At 48.2% G+C, this 16584-nt stretch carries 14 protein-coding genes; all 14 read right to left on the bottom strand.

The window, feature by feature from the left end; translation table 11 throughout:
* Window positions 1-3: 3 nt before the first annotated feature.
* The gene (locus MUG84_RS21315) at window positions 4-1869 is read right to left on the bottom strand and encodes a HEAT repeat domain-containing protein (RefSeq protein ID WP_244728714.1); all 1866 of its coding nucleotides are present in this window, start codon (window positions 1867-1869) and stop codon (window positions 4-6) included.
* Window positions 1870-1896: 27 nt separating this feature from the next.
* Complete coding sequence (locus MUG84_RS21320; RefSeq protein WP_244728716.1) at window positions 1897-3330, bottom strand: SWIM zinc finger family protein; 1434 nt, start codon at window positions 3328-3330, stop codon at window positions 1897-1899.
* A 416-nt stretch (window positions 3331-3746) separates the two neighbouring features.
* Window positions 3747-3971, bottom strand: coding sequence for a hypothetical protein (locus MUG84_RS21325; RefSeq protein ID WP_244728718.1), 225 nt, complete (start codon window positions 3969-3971; stop codon window positions 3747-3749).
* A gap of 61 nt (window positions 3972-4032) precedes the next feature.
* Window positions 4033-5103, bottom strand: a complete 1071-nt coding sequence (locus MUG84_RS21330) for a hypothetical protein (RefSeq protein WP_244728720.1) — start codon at window positions 5101-5103, stop codon at window positions 4033-4035.
* Between the two features lie 357 nt (window positions 5104-5460).
* Window positions 5461-6378, bottom strand: coding sequence for an N-acetylglucosamine kinase (locus MUG84_RS21335; RefSeq protein WP_244728722.1), 918 nt, complete (start codon window positions 6376-6378; stop codon window positions 5461-5463).
* Window positions 6379-6421: 43 nt separating this feature from the next.
* The gene (gene nagZ, locus MUG84_RS21340; RefSeq protein WP_244728724.1) at window positions 6422-7975 is read right to left on the bottom strand and encodes a beta-N-acetylhexosaminidase; all 1554 of its coding nucleotides are present in this window, start codon (window positions 7973-7975) and stop codon (window positions 6422-6424) included.
* Window positions 7976-8025: 50 nt separating this feature from the next.
* A complete protein-coding gene (locus MUG84_RS21345; RefSeq protein WP_244728727.1) occupies window positions 8026-9165 on the bottom strand; it encodes an exo-beta-N-acetylmuramidase NamZ family protein in 1140 nt (379 codons plus the stop codon).
* 88 nt (window positions 9166-9253) lie between these two features.
* Window positions 9254-9961: a PIG-L deacetylase family protein gene (locus tag MUG84_RS21350; protein WP_244728729.1), complete on the bottom strand. Its 708-nt coding sequence runs from the start codon at window positions 9959-9961 to the stop codon at window positions 9254-9256.
* Window positions 9962-10930 carry a GNAT family N-acetyltransferase gene (locus MUG84_RS21355; RefSeq protein WP_244728731.1) on the bottom strand — a complete coding sequence of 323 codons (969 nt, stop codon included), beginning with the start codon at window positions 10928-10930 and terminating at the stop codon, window positions 9962-9964.
* Between the two features lie 30 nt (window positions 10931-10960).
* Complete coding sequence (locus MUG84_RS21360) at window positions 10961-12157, bottom strand: anhydro-N-acetylmuramic acid kinase (protein ID WP_244728733.1); 1197 nt, start codon at window positions 12155-12157, stop codon at window positions 10961-10963.
* 1 nt (window position 12158) lies between these two features.
* A complete protein-coding gene (locus MUG84_RS21365; RefSeq protein ID WP_244728735.1) occupies window positions 12159-13019 on the bottom strand; it encodes a carbohydrate ABC transporter permease in 861 nt (286 codons plus the stop codon).
* A gap of 20 nt (window positions 13020-13039) precedes the next feature.
* Window positions 13040-13942: a carbohydrate ABC transporter permease gene (locus tag MUG84_RS21370; protein WP_244728737.1), complete on the bottom strand. Its 903-nt coding sequence runs from the start codon at window positions 13940-13942 to the stop codon at window positions 13040-13042.
* A gap of 87 nt (window positions 13943-14029) precedes the next feature.
* Complete coding sequence (locus tag MUG84_RS21375; RefSeq protein ID WP_244728740.1) at window positions 14030-15451, bottom strand: ABC transporter substrate-binding protein; 1422 nt, start codon at window positions 15449-15451, stop codon at window positions 14030-14032.
* A 36-nt stretch (window positions 15452-15487) separates the two neighbouring features.
* Window positions 15488-16402 (bottom strand): N-acetylmuramic acid 6-phosphate etherase, encoded by a 915-nt coding sequence (gene murQ, locus MUG84_RS21380; RefSeq protein ID WP_244728742.1) that lies wholly within the window; start codon window positions 16400-16402, stop codon window positions 15488-15490.
* Window positions 16403-16584 lie beyond the last annotated feature (182 nt).

Here is a 16584-nt window from a genome sequence, read left to right on the forward strand (position 1 = left end):
CCTTTAGGATGAAATGGATGATTGCATATTCTTTAAAATGTATTCCAGCTGCTGCTCGCCATCGGATTTGAATCGAGGCATAGCTGCCCGAATTCGCTCTTCATAACTTGCAGGCAAACGGCACAGTTGATCGAAAAGAAAAGGCTCGATTTCGTGACACTCTGTATTCCGCTCGTCCTCCAGCGCTCGAACAAGAGCTTCATGCAGCTGATCTCCCGCTACGCCTGCACGAACCAGTCCCATCACTGCCAAATTCGCGAAACGATTGCGGAATTCCGGTGAATTCTTCAGCTTGTCTAGCAAATAAGAAGCAGCCTCCGCATGTCCAGGGCGTGCAAATGCGCTAACCAGCGCCATGTGATCCAGCTCGATAAAATGGTCAAGCCACCTTGGATCCCAGTTTGCGGTGATCTCCTCCTGCGGCAGCATCTCCACATGGTAAGCATAGCTTTCTTTTTCTCCGTAGGTCCATACCTGCCTGAATGCCTGGTATCTCCGAGAAACGACCATATCCTCCATCGTATCCAGAAGCTGTTTACAGTAATTAGCGCTGCGGCTCAGGGCCGAAACATGCACTCGGTCCTTGAGAATTCTGGCATACTCCTCGTATAGCCGCTCAGGGGACAATATAGGCTGCGCTTTAATGAATATCTCGCGAGCATAAGAGTTAGTACCGGCATAATGCTTCAGATCCATCTCTATAGCAGCCTCAGCAAGCTGCAGCCCCTCTTCGGAGCCGGTATTTCTAATATAGTTCATCGCTTCATTCGCCAAAAATACCCAGCCGAGTTTAAACATATACAGCTTGTAATGCCGCAGAACCTCCAAATACAGCGCCTCCAGCTCAAGGCTCTTTTTCTGATGAAGCGACCAGAGGTAACGTTTGGCTTTCGTCCAGATTTCCTCCACCTTTTGCTTCTCATCGATATGCGCATGCACAGAATGCAAAAGTTCTGAGAAATCCCTTATGAGCCATTCGTTCAGCCGTTCCGACTGGCATCGAGCTAACGATGGATTCACCAGATCACAATCTTTGCCTTGAGAAGCCTCATAGAGGCGTTCTGCAGCTCTTTGAGAGCCGGTGTCCGCGAGCGCATGGTATGCAGCTTCACGAATTCCTTTTTTCTTGTCTCGGCTGAAGTCCAGCAGCGCTTGCTCGTATTCAGGATGTCCAGCGAGCAGACGGATGGCTGTTGTGCGCACCTCATCCGAACCCGACACGGAAGCTTCATGAACTATACCGAACACACCTGGATCGCCGCTTCGCGCTATGACGGTCAGCTTGCGGGATTCCAGCTTACCTCCCTTGGGATCAAAGCTTTCCAGCAGATGAGGTACGATCTCCGGCCCATACGAAGGCAATATATCTGTCATGGCGAGCTCCGCAATTTCAACATAAGGATCATTAAGAGCTTCTATGGCAAACGGCAAAAGGCGCAGATCCCGGAATACTCCTTCATGGTAAGCTTCCAGAATCACTTCATGACGTCCACCGCCGCGCGTCGTCAGCGCGGTCCGAACCGCAGATAGCTTGCGGTAAGAAAGCCGCGTTGGAAGCAAGACTGATTTGCTTGTAAATGGAGCTGTCTGCCCGTCTGCCGCTGCTTTTCCTTGGGTATTCAGTACCGACTGCAGAAGCAGGTTCACATCCTGAAGCAACCGGGCAGAATCCGCTCCATTCCCGGAACCCGGGCCGATCAAAGCTTCAACCCCTTCGCCAAGCTTTTTAAATACCGGCGCCCGTTCACCAAGCTGTTGGAATGTAGGAAGCAGCCGTTTAAGCCTGTAGTCCCCAGCAGCCAAATCACTCCCTGCGATATATAGTCGTCTGATTTCTTCATTCAGTTCCATCAGCAATGCTTGACTCATTGTGCGTGTCTCCTCCAATTCTGCAAGCTAATATAGCAAGCGGATAATTTCATGTTTATTAACGATACTCAGCGGCTGCGCGCGCAGTTGTCCGCTTTGAGGCTGATGATCAAACAAGACAAGCATGGCTATGTCCTTCAAGCTGTCTTCTGGCAAATATTTAACTAGCTGAACTGTAGTGTCCCCGATCACATCCTGCAGCCCGAGTGTATCTCCGCCCGCATCAGCGATGAACAACCGGCCTTCTTCGTCCGTAACCACCTTATCCACATGCAGCAGCATTACGGGATTGGGGTCGCCCAGCGGATTTTTAAGCTGGTTCTTTACTTTTTTAATTGCTTCGATATAAGAACCTGCAGCATATTGCCGTATTTGGGCGATATCCTGCTCTTCGAGCGGCCTTGAAGTAAAGGACTCATAGCGCACACGACGGTTCATATCACCTGGATAACGGTAGAGAGCCGGAACACGGGCCACCTCAAAAAAGCTGTCTTCTTCACGCATCAGCTTCGCTGCTTTGTATGGCCGGTACTGTACCGTACTGTGAATCTCACCACTGTCCATTTGCATCCAATAACCGTTATCGACGAACTCCAGGCGCGAGGCATCATCATAGCTGAGGAAGGATAACTGGATCAATTCAGCCTCTGGGCTGACCAGCCTTGCTTCCTTAAGTTCCGAGAGCTGCCATGCATGACCCAGCCATTCTTCTATCGTAGATTCATGGTCCAGCGCCAGTTCGGGATCCTCAAGCTTCGCATTCAAATGTGCACGACCTTTTTTAATAAAAGCATGTATAACGGCAAACTGTTCCGCTGCAAAGCTGTATGTATATTCCGGATTTCCTCCTGCAGACAAGATCATATGAAGCTTGCGCAGCTGGATCTGGGCTCCGTTCAAATAGAAGCTTCCCATTTGCTTGACATGTTCCTGAATGATTTTGAGCTCTTTGGCATCCAATGTTCCGAGTCCGCGGCGTATCAGGGAAAAGGTCAGCTTTTCGAGCACATCCAGTCCTTGGAGCTGAGCCATGATCTTTTTCTTAAGCGCTGATTTATTCACTTTCTTCGTCTTCGGAGCCGTTCCTTCGGCTGCTTCTTTCGCCTTCTTCTCTTCCCGTTTTTCGGCCTTCTCACGTTTGGCTGCCAGCTCATCCGGCACCACCTCTGTGGAGAAAGGCTTGCCATCCGAATAGGCATACAGCAAACCAAGTACGTGCTTGCATGGAATTTGCCGGCTAGGGCAACTGCAGCGCATCACCGGCTTATCCGGAAACACAAAATCCGCTGAAGGTGTATATGGCGTCTTTCCACTGCCTGCGCAGATCCCAAAAAGCACTAGCTCATCTTCTGACTGGTGAAATGCCGTAAACTTTCCTTTTTTGATAAGATCATGGCCATTTTTTATCGCAGCACTGTTCGGTGCCAATGAATCAATCCAAGTCTCCGTAATTTCAACCAAACCAATTCCCTCCTGCTTCGGTTAGTAATGCAGTACAACCAAGATTATGATATTAACCCTATTAGATAAATTGAACTAAAAAATAGGTAATTATCTTTTTGATAACAAGTGAATTAAACTTTATTTCAATTTATATAGGTAAATCATACCTAATAATTGAATATGACCCTACCCTCTTAAGACCTATTTAAGAACACACATTCTTATTTCCAAAAAGTAGGAAAATAATAAAAAACAGATCAATCCTGGTGTTTTACACCAAAATCAATCTGTTATTAGTTTATATCATAAAATAAATAGGGTATTATCTACCATTTATTCAATTGGCGAAGCCGGTTACTCTACGTACTTATGAAAGACATGTTACCCATGATGAAACATGAGAAAAATACCGTAGCGCTCAATTACTTGTCTTACTACATTTCAGCTCTTTCTTTAACTGTATTAAACATTTGATAGTAACCATCATTCACTTCCACAGCAATCGCATCATCCGTGCTCATCCCAGGAATTGAGTACAGCTTCGTCTCCTCAGCAAATCTGTTGGAGTAAATTCCATGTCCAATTATACTTTCATCAGTAATAAGAGATTCTACTCTGCCTATTTCCCGATCAATTTGCGTTACTTTGTTATCTGTCAACCGGTAAAATGCATCGTTCCAATGCACAAACTCATATGCCCAGGAATGCGATAAGACGTAATCAATTGCGAAAAGTTGCATGACCGCTGGATTGGTCTGTGATATCCGGATTTGCTAGCATTATCTTTTCTGCAATCTTCCATAATTCAGGCATAAAACGGATGACCTCCTGACTGCGGAGGACAAGCTCCCCAGACGTATGGATTCCCAAATCTGCCAGCAACGCATGGAAAGCAGGTTCGAGCGAATGCTGCATTTCCGTCGATGCGTCAACGGCTAAGATCTGATGACATCTTGCGTACGTAGCTACAATCCAAAACACCGCTTCACGGTGATTTCCTGCATGAATGAGTTCCCTACTGCCGTCAATGGCAATTGAACGTGCTTCAGGAGTAATGTCGGAGCTGAAAAAAAACGGCGTTCGAGCCGCGGAAGCTGCCGCATCAAAGGTCCGTTCGAGTCCCTCCAGATGATGCTCCACTTGATCCGCCGTCCAATCTCCACATCCCAATAAAGTAAGCAACTGTGGATAAACCTCATCTAAACCATATTCCGTCAAAACTTTGCGTGCCGCCAAATATCTGAGTCTTACTGTCGGATTCCGAAGAGCTGCAACCAGGATGACATGTGTCATTACTCCTGTCGGAAACAACCACGCTGTTGCCTGCTCATATAAGGGGGCAGCGGGATCCAGTGAACGCAGTCCGGTTACAATCCGGTTTCGGGCCTCTTCACACCGCAGCTGCACCCATTTTTTCTCTGCAAAATGCTCTGAGACCTGCTTTTGCAGCAGGCTTAGGCGCCCTGTTGGATCATCGATTAACGTATTAACACGGAAGCTTCCTGCAAGGTGATAGGATCGTAAAACATCTTCAACCGATTCGAGCTGCTGAGAAGCTAAATAAGTAATCTCAATTAATGTATCCCTGAACCGGATTTTCCCCGGCTTTGCCGGAGCCTTCTCCCCCTCTCTTACGACAACGACGTCAATGTCGGAACCTACAGGCAGCATGTCCAGATCAGACCGTCCAACAGTCGAACCGCTAAAATAGGCGCCCAGATATCCTTCTTCCTTTTGAGCATAGGTTTGAACCCATATTACCGCATTTTGCCGTGCCAATCCGATTTTCATAAAACAGACAACCTCCCGCCAATTTGAGGTTCATATAAACATAGTTTTCTATGAGCATATGTCAGGGAAATGCCGATTATTTCTCGGGTAATCGCAGAATATCTATGATTTCGACGTTTTTTTACCATGATGAACGCAATCTAGGTACTCCCTGGGGTAATTTCCAAGCTGTATAGTAAAGATATCATTTTCCAGAAGAACAAAGGTTAATCACATGAAGATTAGCTGAAAGGGCTGCCTATCGGTCTTACGATCGAGCTGTTATCTCCCCGTTAATAATGGCAAAAAGCAGCTCTCCTAAAAATGGAAAGCTGCTCCTATTTGCAATGTTCACATTCTCATACCGCCGCTGCCCTTTTAATTGGATTGCAATTGTCTTAAAGCCATAAACACAGCTCCCATGGATGCATCACTCTTCGGCGTAATGCATTCCATCGCGGGATAGTGTTCACGGAGTTTCTCCTGGAATATGGTCCGTACAAACGTATTTTTGAGCAATACACTGCCGGCCACGGCCAGACTGTCCTCCTGAAGCGAAAGAGCTTCCGCCACCGGAATCACCAGCTGAAGCAGGGAAGACGCGCTCTTCTCCGCAATGCCCAGCGCTGCCGGATCTCCGGCTGCACAGGCTTCCGAAAGGACTGGCGCCAGCGCGGCAATGTCTTTTTTATTCGTACGTTTATCGTATACAAAGCCGATAATTTCCTGGATCGAATTGATTTGAAGCTCCTTGTATACGAGCCCGGTGATGACCGTTTCTGGTATACGGCCGTCATGGGCCTGCACCACAGCAGACAACAGATCGCGTCCGATTGCATACCCGCTTCCTTCATCATCAATCAGGTGACCGTACCCTCCCGAACGATGGGTCTTTCCGGCCTTATTTTTGCCAAGTCCGATCGACCCGGTGCCTGCAATTAGGATCATGCCATACTCTCTCTGGTGGGCTCCGTACATTGCCGTCTCATGATCACCCGTAATTTGGAGACCGCCCTGATAGCCACTGCTTCTGATCTGGTCCGTCAGCCGGCTCACTACGCTGGGATTGCTGACGCCAGCGGCGCCGACGCACATTTGCAAGCAATGCTCTATCCCGCCACATGCATCTCCGATGAGTTCCACGATTTCTTTCAAACTTGCAGCGACGCTTTCCTCATCCTGCCCGTTATAATTGATGGCTCCGGAGGTAAAGGTCTTTACCACCATACCATGCTCATCCGCTAGCGTTACCGCTGTTTTGGTACCACCGCCGTCTAAACCGGCTACAAATCTCATTGCTGTCACTTCCTCACTTCATTAACTTCAGGAATCCATTATTTTATTGTCGGAGACTGAGCTTACCTGTCGGCTCCGTTGCTCCGCTCAGAATACGGATCACAGACTGGATCGCCATCTTGGTATATTCGAATGCAAGCAGACCACAAACCTCACCCTCCAGCATTTCCAGGTCATAAGGCTTGCCGAGAGCAATCGCTGTAACCTGATGCCCCGCACGGGATAACCGGTGTACGAGTTCTAGCTGTCCCGTGTGATCGCAGCCGTTGTACATCCCAACAACAACTTTGGAGTAGCCCCGTACTTTTGCTAAAATATCGTTCAGCTGCTGCTCATCCGGATTGATATCTGTCATCAGATATGAAACTCCGAGCGCCTCCCCTGTTTCCACTGGGAAAGAGAGCTCCGTCCCGATTTGGCTTGACGCCTGATCCGGACGGTAAGGGAGACTGCCAATGATAATCGTATCGGCTGCGTTCGGCTGAATAGGGTCCAGCTTGCCACCAACATGGCAAATGCTTTCCAAACTGATGGCTTCCGCTGCACGCTTGTTGACTGCATGTTCAGCAGCCGTCAGCTCTCCATCCGTCACTATACCGTATTTCGCTTTGTAAAACAGCACCTTTTCCACGGCTTCATCCACAATCTCGATTGGCAGTTCACCGGATTCGACTGCCTGCTCAATCCGCTCTACCGCATCCATGATCAGCTGGCCGGAATGGCTGATGAACAGCAGGTGAACTCCCGCTTTAAGCGCTCCGACCGCTCCTTCAGCGGTACCGTAAAATTTTTGGATCGCGTTCATTTCCAGGCAATCCGAGATAACGAGGCCTTGATAGCCCATTTTATTTTTGAGCAGGTCCGTGATGATCGTTCTGGACATCGTTGCAGGAACCCCGTTTTTCTCAATAGAAGGGAACAGGATATGAGCGCTGGTTAGGGCTTCAGCACCGCTGTCGATGGCCGCCTGGAAAGGCTTCAGTTCCAGCTCGGCGAGCTCTTCAAGCGATTTGTCGATGGAAGGTAGTCCAAGATGGGAGTCCACCGCCGTATCCCCGTGACCCGGAAAATGCTTGATCGCGGCCAGGACGCCGCCTTCCTGAAGACCTCGCATCATTTGCAGACCGTATTCAGTCACAACCTCTGCCGTATCCCCGTATGAACGCACGTTAATAACCGGATTTTTCTTGTTATTGTTGATGTCCAGCACAGGAGCCAGATTAAAATTGATTCCAAGCGCCCGCATTTCACGTGCCGTAATCCGGCCTGCCGCATAAGCGTTCTCCGGTCGTCCCGTAGAAGCAATAGCCATTGCTCCGGATACGTTGACTGCATCCTTAGGCAGACGTGTCACACGACCGCCTTCCTGATCGATGGAGATCAGCGCCGGATGGCCTGTGTGCTCCGTAATCTTCTTCTGAAGCTTCGAGCACAGGTCTTTCACCTGCTCCTTATCCTTCACGTTATGCGCGAACAAAATGATATTCCCAATTTTATAGTCGGCAATCAGACGATTCGTCTGTTCATCCAGATCTAGACCAGGTAAGCCCGCTACGATGAGCTGGCCGATTTTTTCTCTTAATGTTAGTTCTCTCATCAGGATATTCGGCTCCTTTTTCTCTAAAATTGAACGAAGTCCATTTTCGCTTAGTACAGATGATATTCGGATTTCAGCTTCGCAAACTCGCGGCTTTCTTCACGGAACTGCTCAAGCAGCGCAGGGACGTCAATATTTTCATCGCGGTACATTTTATCGCCGGCCAGCAGATCGATAAAAGGTCTTGAATTCTCCTTCAACGGAGGGAGGAATGCAAACTCTTCATAGTTGTTTTTCAAGGTGAACAGCAGTCTGACCCCGGTCTCGAGCGGCTGTACTGTCCGATGATCCATGATATGGATTTGGACACCGCTGCACTGTTCTCCCTCAAACTTCGAGAAGGATGGCTTGAAGTATACCGGACGGAAAATAACCCCCGGCAGCTTCAGGCTGTTCATTTCAGCAGCAAGCTTCTCGGCATCCACGAAAGGAGCACCGATCATCTCGAACGGAGCCGTCGTCCCGCGGCCTTCGGACATATTCGTTCCCTCGAATAAGCAGGTTCCCGGATATATCAGAGCCGTTTCAAACCGAGGCACCCCTAAAGAAGGCATGATCCACTGGCGTCCAGTTTCAGGGAACAGCATTTTACGATCCCAGCCTTGGCACCGGACAACATGAAGCTTAGCGTTCCAGCCTGTCTGCTCATTCGCCATCATCGCCACTTCGCCCGCTGTGAGCCCGTAACGAACGGCAAGCGGATAATTACCCACGAACGATTCATAGCCCGGTTTCAAAATATTTCCTTCCACCGTTACGCCATCCAGTGGGTTGATCCGGTCGAGAATCACGATCTCTTTGCCCGCCTTCGCACAATCTTCGAGCGCATACAGCATCGTATAAATGAATGTATAGTAACGGGTGCCGACATCCTGTATATCATAGACGACCATATCCACTTCATCGAGCATTTCTTGGCTCAGACGTTTGGAATCCTTACGGTACAAACTGTACACAGGTACGCCGGTAATCGGATCGGTATACGTTTCAACCATGGCTCCCGCTGCCTGATCCCCTCGCACGCCATGCTCCGGTGAAAAAAGCGCAGCTAGATGGAAGTTTTCATGCAAAATCTGAATCGTAGACACAAAATCCTTATTTAAACCGGTCGGTGAAGTGATCAGTCCGAGTTTCTTTCCCTTGAACAAATGCGCCGCTTCCATGATCGTATCAATCCCGTTAAGAATCATCGCAGCTTCCTCCTAGAAAACGATTATTTTGAAAAAAATGACTGCCGCAATATTCATTGCTTGCAGTCATTTTAAAATTATTATTTAACTACAACAGTTCACTCTTCAGCACACGCTTAGTTTCTTCCGGTACCATGAAGGTCTCAGCGTATTCCTTGCGTGCTTCGATACCGCGTACTCGAGCCAGATGCTTGTAGTACTCCAGGTAAGGGAAGGATTTGCTGCCCGTCACAAACCAATGCTGCGCCGTTGCTTTCACCCACAGGTCAAATGCTTCTTTCGAAAAGTCCACGTATACGTACGGCTTGTAATCGACGGCATCTTCCCAGTTTTCCGCATAATACAGTTTGGAAGCGAAATGAGCTGGCAGTTCTCTTGCAAATGAAGCCAGTCCCGCAAAGAAACGTGCGTCATTTACGATGTTATGAGTCGTCGCATGGTCCTTGTGCATGCTGTTTTTCCAGTGCGTGATGATGACGTTCGGTTTCACCTGGCGAATGACGTCGCACACACGCAGACGCATTTCCTCGGTGTCTTTCAGCTCGCCGTCAGGGATATCAAAGACGATGGATTCGCCGCCCAGCATATCGGCAAAAACTTTTGCTTCATTCACCTTTTGCTGACGGTATTCTGCCATGTCCTGGCCTGCCGGTACGCCCCGCTCGCCTGCGGTAAGCGCTAGCGTTACGATTTTATCCCCTTTCAGGGAATGGCTTGCAAGTACGCCACCTGCTGTCAACTCCGCATCTCCTACATGTCCACCAATCGCCAAAATCGTCAATTTCTGCTCGCTCATTTATGAAAACTCCCTTCTCATGACTGCAAATTGTTTTACGGTTTGGAAGCCTGCTTTTTCATAAATCCGGATGGCCGGATTGCTGCTGCCTGTGTATAAAGACATATAATCGGTACCGATTGCCTTGAATGCTTCGCAGAGCTTGAAGAACAAAATGGTTCCGAGCCCATGTCCCTCGTGATCTGGATGTACGCCGATGCCGGCAAAATACCCGCGTCCGTTATCCTGACGGATCACCGGTCCTGCGAAGCCGACTACCTGATTTCCATGTGCAGCAACCACAACGGGTGTGCCGTCAGAGGTGCATTTGCCGATTTCCTTTTCCCACAGCGGATTGTTAAGGCCCTGAAGCATCTCTGCTACACCTTGATGTTTACCTGCGTCAAACAGCTCCACGCTGTAGCCACTCGCGGCCGCTTTTTCTTCCTTACTGCGGATTTCCTCTGGCATAGCAAATTGTTCGAGATTCAAATACATGGCGCATTCCTTGGCTCGCTCCACGTATCCCTCTTGCTGTAAAAAGGAATACAGCCTGCTGTCCACCGGCACTCCAGGTGCATTATTGTGCTCATGCTTCGGTGTATCCGGTATGTACCACGGCAGCATCATCGGATTGAAAAACAAAACATCCGACTGTTTTTTCCCAAGCTCCTGAAAACGATTTTCAAGCGCATCAAGCAACTGCTTGTAGTTTTCATCGGTTTGGCTGTTCTCATCTAGAACAATACAGGTAATGTAACCGGCCACCTGCCCGAGGGGCAGATCATCGCCAGTGCATCCACAGGCAAAGCCCGTCACCTGATCATTCTCTAGCAGAACAAACGCATTGTCTTTGTCAAAATAAGGGTTCGAAGCAAAAATCCACTCAAAGCTTTGCTCCGTAAGCTCCTTGTATCCATCCTTTACGGCTTGCTTGTTCCATAAATCGATAACCGCCTGCGTATACTGCTTTTCCCAGGTGTTCATCATGATCAGCGGCACCTCCGTCCTTTGTCAGGATTAGTAGCTTATTTTCCCCATGATAATAGGCCTATTCGCTCCCGTGACATTCGGGAGATTGTTCGGCTGCCGTTTCAGCGTATGGTCAGCCAGCAGTGCGAAAGCAACAGCTTCCTTAGCGTCACTGCTGTATCCGACCTCCTCCTGCGTCATGACCTGGACTCCCATGGGCTCCATTTCTTGTCGCAGAAATTCGACCAATACCGGATTATAGCTCCCGCCACCGCCTACAAGTAGGGCGTCCGCCGAATGATGATCACGGACGTACCGGCGGTATGCATCACCGATCGACCATGCGGTCAGTTTGGTGACCGTAGCCACCACATCCTCCGCTTTTATGCTCTGGTCTTTGGTATAATCCAACAGCCAATCTATATAAGATGAGCCGAAATGCTCTCTGCCGGTAGATTTCGGAAGTGGCTGTGAATAATAAGGCTCCTGCATAAGCAGATTCAGCAGTCCTTCATGAATTGTACCTTGGCGAGCTATGGCCCCTCCGATATCCATCGTTAGTTGTCCCGGATACAGACGCTCGACGACTCCGTCGATAATCATGTTTCCCGGACCAGTATCAAACGCATATACTTGCTCCTGCGAGCACCCGGCAGGTATAACGGTCATGTTACCGATGCCGCCGATATTTTGCAGCAGAAGAGTCCGGTGAGCCTCTCTGTACAGCAGGTATTCCGTAAACGGAACGAGCGGCGCCCCCTGCCCTCCAACTGCCATATCCGCCGGCCGGAAATCGGACACGCACGGAATTCCAGTCCGTGCTGCGATCACCGATCCTTCGCCGATCTGCACCGTATAATGAATGTCGTAACCATGCAGCTGCTCGGATTCCGGAGCATGGTAAATCGTTTGTCCATGCGAACCGATGACGGCGATATCCACGGGACTTAAGCCCGCTGACGTAATCACGGATAAAGCAGCTTCCGCGTACAGTTCGCCGAGTAATACATTCATGCTGCCGATTTTGTTCACCGTGGCTTGCAGTGGATCAAACAGAGTGAAGATCTCCTGCCTGACGGCAGCCGGGTATGGTGTATTTTCGAATCCAATCAGCTCGGCTGACACTCCGCCGTCCGGCTCATCCGTAATTCGTACCACTGCTGCGTCTATTCCATCCACTGAAGTACCGGACATCAGTCCCACGACATAGCGGCTTGAATGCATAACACAGGTTTCGCTGTTCATATCAGCCCTTCACCGCGCCTACAGTAACGCCTTCAAGGAAGTATTTTTGCAGGCTGAAGAACAGGATAAACATTGGCAGCGCAGAAATGGTTGCACCCGCCATCATTGGAGCAAATAAAGTCGTATTCGCAAACTTGAAGCTCTTGAGTCCGACCTGGATTGTCTGCATATCCATGGAGTTCGTTACCAGAAGCGGCCAGAAGAACGTATTCCAGTTGTCCATAAAGGTAAGAATCGCCATTACCGCAAGAACGGTCTTGGAAAGAGGCAAAATAATACGGAAATAGATTTGGAACTGGTTACAACCTTCAATTTTTGCACACTCCAGAATCTCGTTCGGAATGCTGCTCATAAACTGCTTGGCAAGAAAGATGTTATAAACCGTAACAAGACCCGGCAGAATCAAAGCGGTATACGTATTTTCAATATGGAAAACATTTACGATCAGGATATACAGAGGAACCTGTGTTACCTGATAAGGAATCATCATGGCGACCAGCATCAGCGAGAAGATAACTGCTCTACCTTTAAACTTGATTTTAGAGAAAGCGTAACCTGCCATGCTGGCGAACAGCACGTTAGTCACCATTACGGTGGTTGCCACAATCAGCGAGTTCAGCAGCCAGCGCCAAGTGTAAGGACTGAATTGAAAGAAGAACTTGTAAGATTCAAGCGAGAAGCTGGTTGGAAATAATTTATAATCCATGGACCCGGCTGCAACGGGTTCACCAAAGGAAGAAATAATCATAAAGTAGATCGGGAAAATCGTTGCTGCAGCAAACAGCAGAAGCACGGTGATAATACCCGTATTTCTGATGATTCTGATCTGCGGTTTCCCGGTATGGGCGTTATAAAGTGCCATAATTGTACATCTCCCTTCCTTTAATATTCCACGTCTTTGCCCAGGAATTTGAATTGGATTACCGAAATACCAGCGATAATTGCGGCCAGAATCAGAGACTGTGCTGCTGCCTTGCCGAATTCGAAGTATTTAAATGCGTTATTGAAAATGAGCAAGCCTACCATTGTGGTTGCATTGTCCGGTCCGCCGCCGGTCATCAGATATGCATTTTGGAATACCTGGAATGAACCGATGACGCCTGTAACCAGCAAGAACAAGGTGGTTGGTTTCAAACATGGGACAACAATATACCACAGCTTTTTGAAGAAATTCGCTCCATCAAGCTCAGCTGCTTCATAGTAGCTTCCATCAATGCCAAGTAAAGCTGCAAGATAAATAATGATGCTCGTGCCATGACTGGACAACCAAGCCATCAAAACCAGCGAGAACATCGCATAAGTGCTGGATCCGAGCCAGTTGTGGGTGCCCAAGCCGAAAAATGCTGTAAGCTTATTGAAAATACCTTCTGGCATTGGATCGTAGATCCACAGCCAAACAACGGACAGTGCAACGCCTGAAGCGACAGCCGGAAGATAATATATCGCTTTAAATGCGGTTTGCATTCTTTTCTTAAAAGGTAAGATCAGTATAGATACTGAAAAGGATAAGAAAAGCGATACGGGTACAGTTAACAACGTATAAACAATGGTATTTACTATTGCCTTCCAGAACAGAGAGTCTTTGAAGGTTTCTGTATAGTTATCAAATCCGATAAACGTGGAACCCAGCGGCTTATAATCTTGAAAGCTAATAATCAAAGCACTTACAACCGGGTATGCGGTAAACATGATAAAAATCAGCAGGGCTGCAGCAATAAAAGCATACCCCCAAGCTGCATCGCTATTGAACTTCCGCCGTTTGATCGGTTTAGCATATTCAGTCATATTTGCGAAACCCCTTTCATACTTACATATCACAGGCATTGGAGGAAAAGCCGTATGGAAGTCATACGGCTTTCCAATGTATTATCTCTAGTCTTTTACAACGCCGTCTTCACCGAAGGCCGCAACTGCTGCAGTCTTCACTGCATCGTACATCGCTTCAGGAGTAATTTCGCCGGCGATCAATGCTTGCAGTTTAGGAACGATAACTTCATCTTCAAGCTTGAGTGCTTTAGCGCCAAGGTCCGTAGGGATGTCAGGACGGGCTGGAACTGCATGCTGGAGCATCGTTTCAACGGCTGCTTTGTTGTCCGGATCGCGGTCAACAGGCATGCTTTCAGCTGCTTTTCTGCTCGATTCTGTAATTTGCGCTACATACAGTTCATTGTTCGTCGTCGCTGCGACTTGACCGCTGGACAAGAAGTTAGCCGCTTTAACTACGTTAGCTTTGTGAGCTGCTGTTGGCTCTTTCGTGCCGCGGAAAGTAACGTAACCGTCAACCGCAACTCTTGTTTGTGCTTCAGCACCTGCAAATGAAGGAACTGGAAGTACAACATACTCTACAGGAATGGATCCTTTAACCGCATTTGGATCATTGTTTTTAAGCTTTTCGTTGTTCTCCTTCGCGGATCTTTCAAAGCCTGCAAGACCTTTACCTGTGATCATGGTTTGACCCGTCAAGAACATGTTCCAACGTTTACCTGCATCGATGGAACTGAGTTCTTTCGGCATGGAGCCGTCATCGATCATCACGCGCATGTCTTTCAGAACTTCAAGGAAGTTTTTGCTTGTGTAAGTATATTTCAGATCTTTATTGAAAGCTGATGGCATACCGGCGCTTTTCACCAGAATATCGAGATAGTCTTTAGAAGTTACGCCTGCCGTTGCAAATACGAAGCCGTAACGGGATGTTTTGCCGTTTTCAGTGACAACACCCTTTTTGATCGCTTCACGGAACTCATCGAAGGTCCAGCCTTCTTTTTGTACCTTCTTGTAGTCAATGCCGGCTTTTTCCATGAACTCTTTGTTACCACCGATCGCGTGAGCTTCCATGTATGCCGGGAATCCGTAAAGTCCCTTGCCGTTCTTCATGTACTCGAGTGGAGCTGGGTCATAATCTTTGATCATTTCATCTGTTGCCGTATCCGAAATATCCATGAGCATTCCTGAATCCACATATTTCGGAATACCGTCGGAAGGAATAAATGCGATATCTGGTGGGCTGCCCGCGTTTACCTGTGTATCCAGCTTTTGTGTCATATCTTCCCAGCTGGCAGGTTCAATTTTGAGCGTCAGGTTTGGATATTTCGCAGTGAAATCTTTCGAGATTTGGTCAAAACTGCTTTGGAAGTTCGCAGACACCGGCGGCAGCAAAGCTGTGATGGTGTCTTTTGCATTCGGGTCATCCGTGGCAGCTGTTTTAGCGTTATCTTTGCTTCCGCAGGCGGTCAAGGCTGTCACAGCCATGCTGAGTGCGCACACTGATGCCAATACTCGCATTTTCTTTTTCATGAAAAACAAGCCTCCTTGAAAATATAAATAGATTTTTTAGACTACTTGATTAAAGTTGCGTATTGCCTTTTTCAATCTTCCTTCGGCCCGGTTCAGTGCTTCTTCAGCAGCTTCTGCCGTGAGACCGGTTTCAATCATCATGATAGCCAGCTTGCAATTCATGGAAGCGCTTTCTAGATAGACAGCAGCCTTCTCTTCATCGACCCCTGTTGCCGACTTGATGATGCGAACGGATCGATCTCGGAGCTTAATGTTGCTTGCTTTCAAGTCAACCATTAGATTGTCGTAAGTCTTCCCTAGCTTCACCATAGTACAAGTGCTAAGCATATTCAAAACCAATTTCTGGGCAGTGCCTGCTTTCAGCCTTGTTGAACCCGTAATGACCTCTGGCCCTACAACCGGCGCAATACAGATATCACAGACTTTCTCTAGTTTAGATGCCTTGTTATTCACGACGCCGATCGTTGCCGCTCCAAGTTCCCGGGCCTTTTGAAGTCCCGCGATCACGAATGTCGCGCTTCCGCTCGCCGTAATTCCGATAACCGCATCTTTGTCTGTTACTCCGCATTGCTCGATTAATGCGACCCCCTCCTCTGCACTATCTTCGCTACCTTCTACAGCCAGTCTCAGAGCTCCATCGCCTCCGGCAATATGGCCTTGCACTTTCGAAGGATCAATGCCGAATGTCGGCGGACATTCAGATGCGTCCAGAACACCCAATCTGCCCGAAGTTCCAGCCCCTATATAAAACATTCTGCCGCCATTCTTAAGCACGTGGTACAGTACATCAACCGCTTTCGCAATCTGCGGGATTTCCGCTGCCACAGCGGCCGGGACCTTGGCATCTTGTTCGTTCATGAGACGAAGCATTTCTTCTGTGGTGCAATCATCAATCATCCGAGTCTGCTCATTGATCTCCTCTGTTGTTAGCCCCGCCAGATACTCATCCATTGCGATCCCTCCTATCCATTTTTTAATTTCTGGGAAATCGCAGATCCAAAGAACGGGATCAAGGCACAATATGTAGTTATTTTTATAGAGAACGTGACTACATGATGTGTATCTTGTTTAAACCGCGCTTTTGATATTTGCCAAATCCTCTTCTTGATTTCATATTAACGATAAATTTCAGT

The organism is Paenibacillus mangrovi, from assembly GCF_022898935.1.
GTDB classification, from domain to species: domain Bacteria; phylum Bacillota; class Bacilli; order Paenibacillales; family Paenibacillaceae; genus Paenibacillus_AQ; species Paenibacillus_AQ mangrovi.

Excerpts from the sequence above, each read along its gene's own strand:
- MUG84_RS21370 (WP_244728737.1), bottom strand. The coding sequence starts at position 13,942 with ATGACTGAATATGCTAAACCGATCAAACGGCGGAAGTTCAATAGCGAT.
- MUG84_RS21335 (WP_244728722.1), bottom strand. The coding sequence starts at position 6,378 with ATGAGATTTGTAGCCGGTTTAGACGGCGGTGGTACCAAAACAGCGGTA.
- MUG84_RS21360 (WP_244728733.1), bottom strand. The coding sequence starts at position 12,157 with ATGAACAGCGAAACCTGTGTTATGCATTCAAGCCGCTATGTCGTGGGA.
- MUG84_RS21345 (WP_244728727.1), bottom strand. The coding sequence starts at position 9,165 with ATGATTCTTAACGGGATTGATACGATCATGGAAGCGGCGCATTTGTTC.
- MUG84_RS21350 (WP_244728729.1), bottom strand. The coding sequence starts at position 9,961 with ATGAGCGAGCAGAAATTGACGATTTTGGCGATTGGTGGACATGTAGGA.
- MUG84_RS21375 (WP_244728740.1), bottom strand. The coding sequence starts at position 15,451 with ATGAAAAAGAAAATGCGAGTATTGGCATCAGTGTGCGCACTCAGCATG.
- MUG84_RS21315 (WP_244728714.1), bottom strand. The coding sequence starts at position 1,869 with ATGAGTCAAGCATTGCTGATGGAACTGAATGAAGAAATCAGACGACTA.
- MUG84_RS21365 (WP_244728735.1), bottom strand. The coding sequence starts at position 13,019 with ATGGCACTTTATAACGCCCATACCGGGAAACCGCAGATCAGAATCATC.
- MUG84_RS21330 (WP_244728720.1), bottom strand. The coding sequence starts at position 5,103 with ATGAAAATCGGATTGGCACGGCAAAATGCGGTAATATGGGTTCAAACC.
- nagZ (WP_244728724.1), bottom strand. The coding sequence starts at position 7,975 with ATGAGAGAACTAACATTAAGAGAAAAAATCGGCCAGCTCATCGTAGCG.
- MUG84_RS21355 (WP_244728731.1), bottom strand. The coding sequence starts at position 10,930 with ATGATGAACACCTGGGAAAAGCAGTATACGCAGGCGGTTATCGATTTA.
- murQ (WP_244728742.1), bottom strand. The coding sequence starts at position 16,402 with ATGGATGAGTATCTGGCGGGGCTAACAACAGAGGAGATCAATGAGCAG.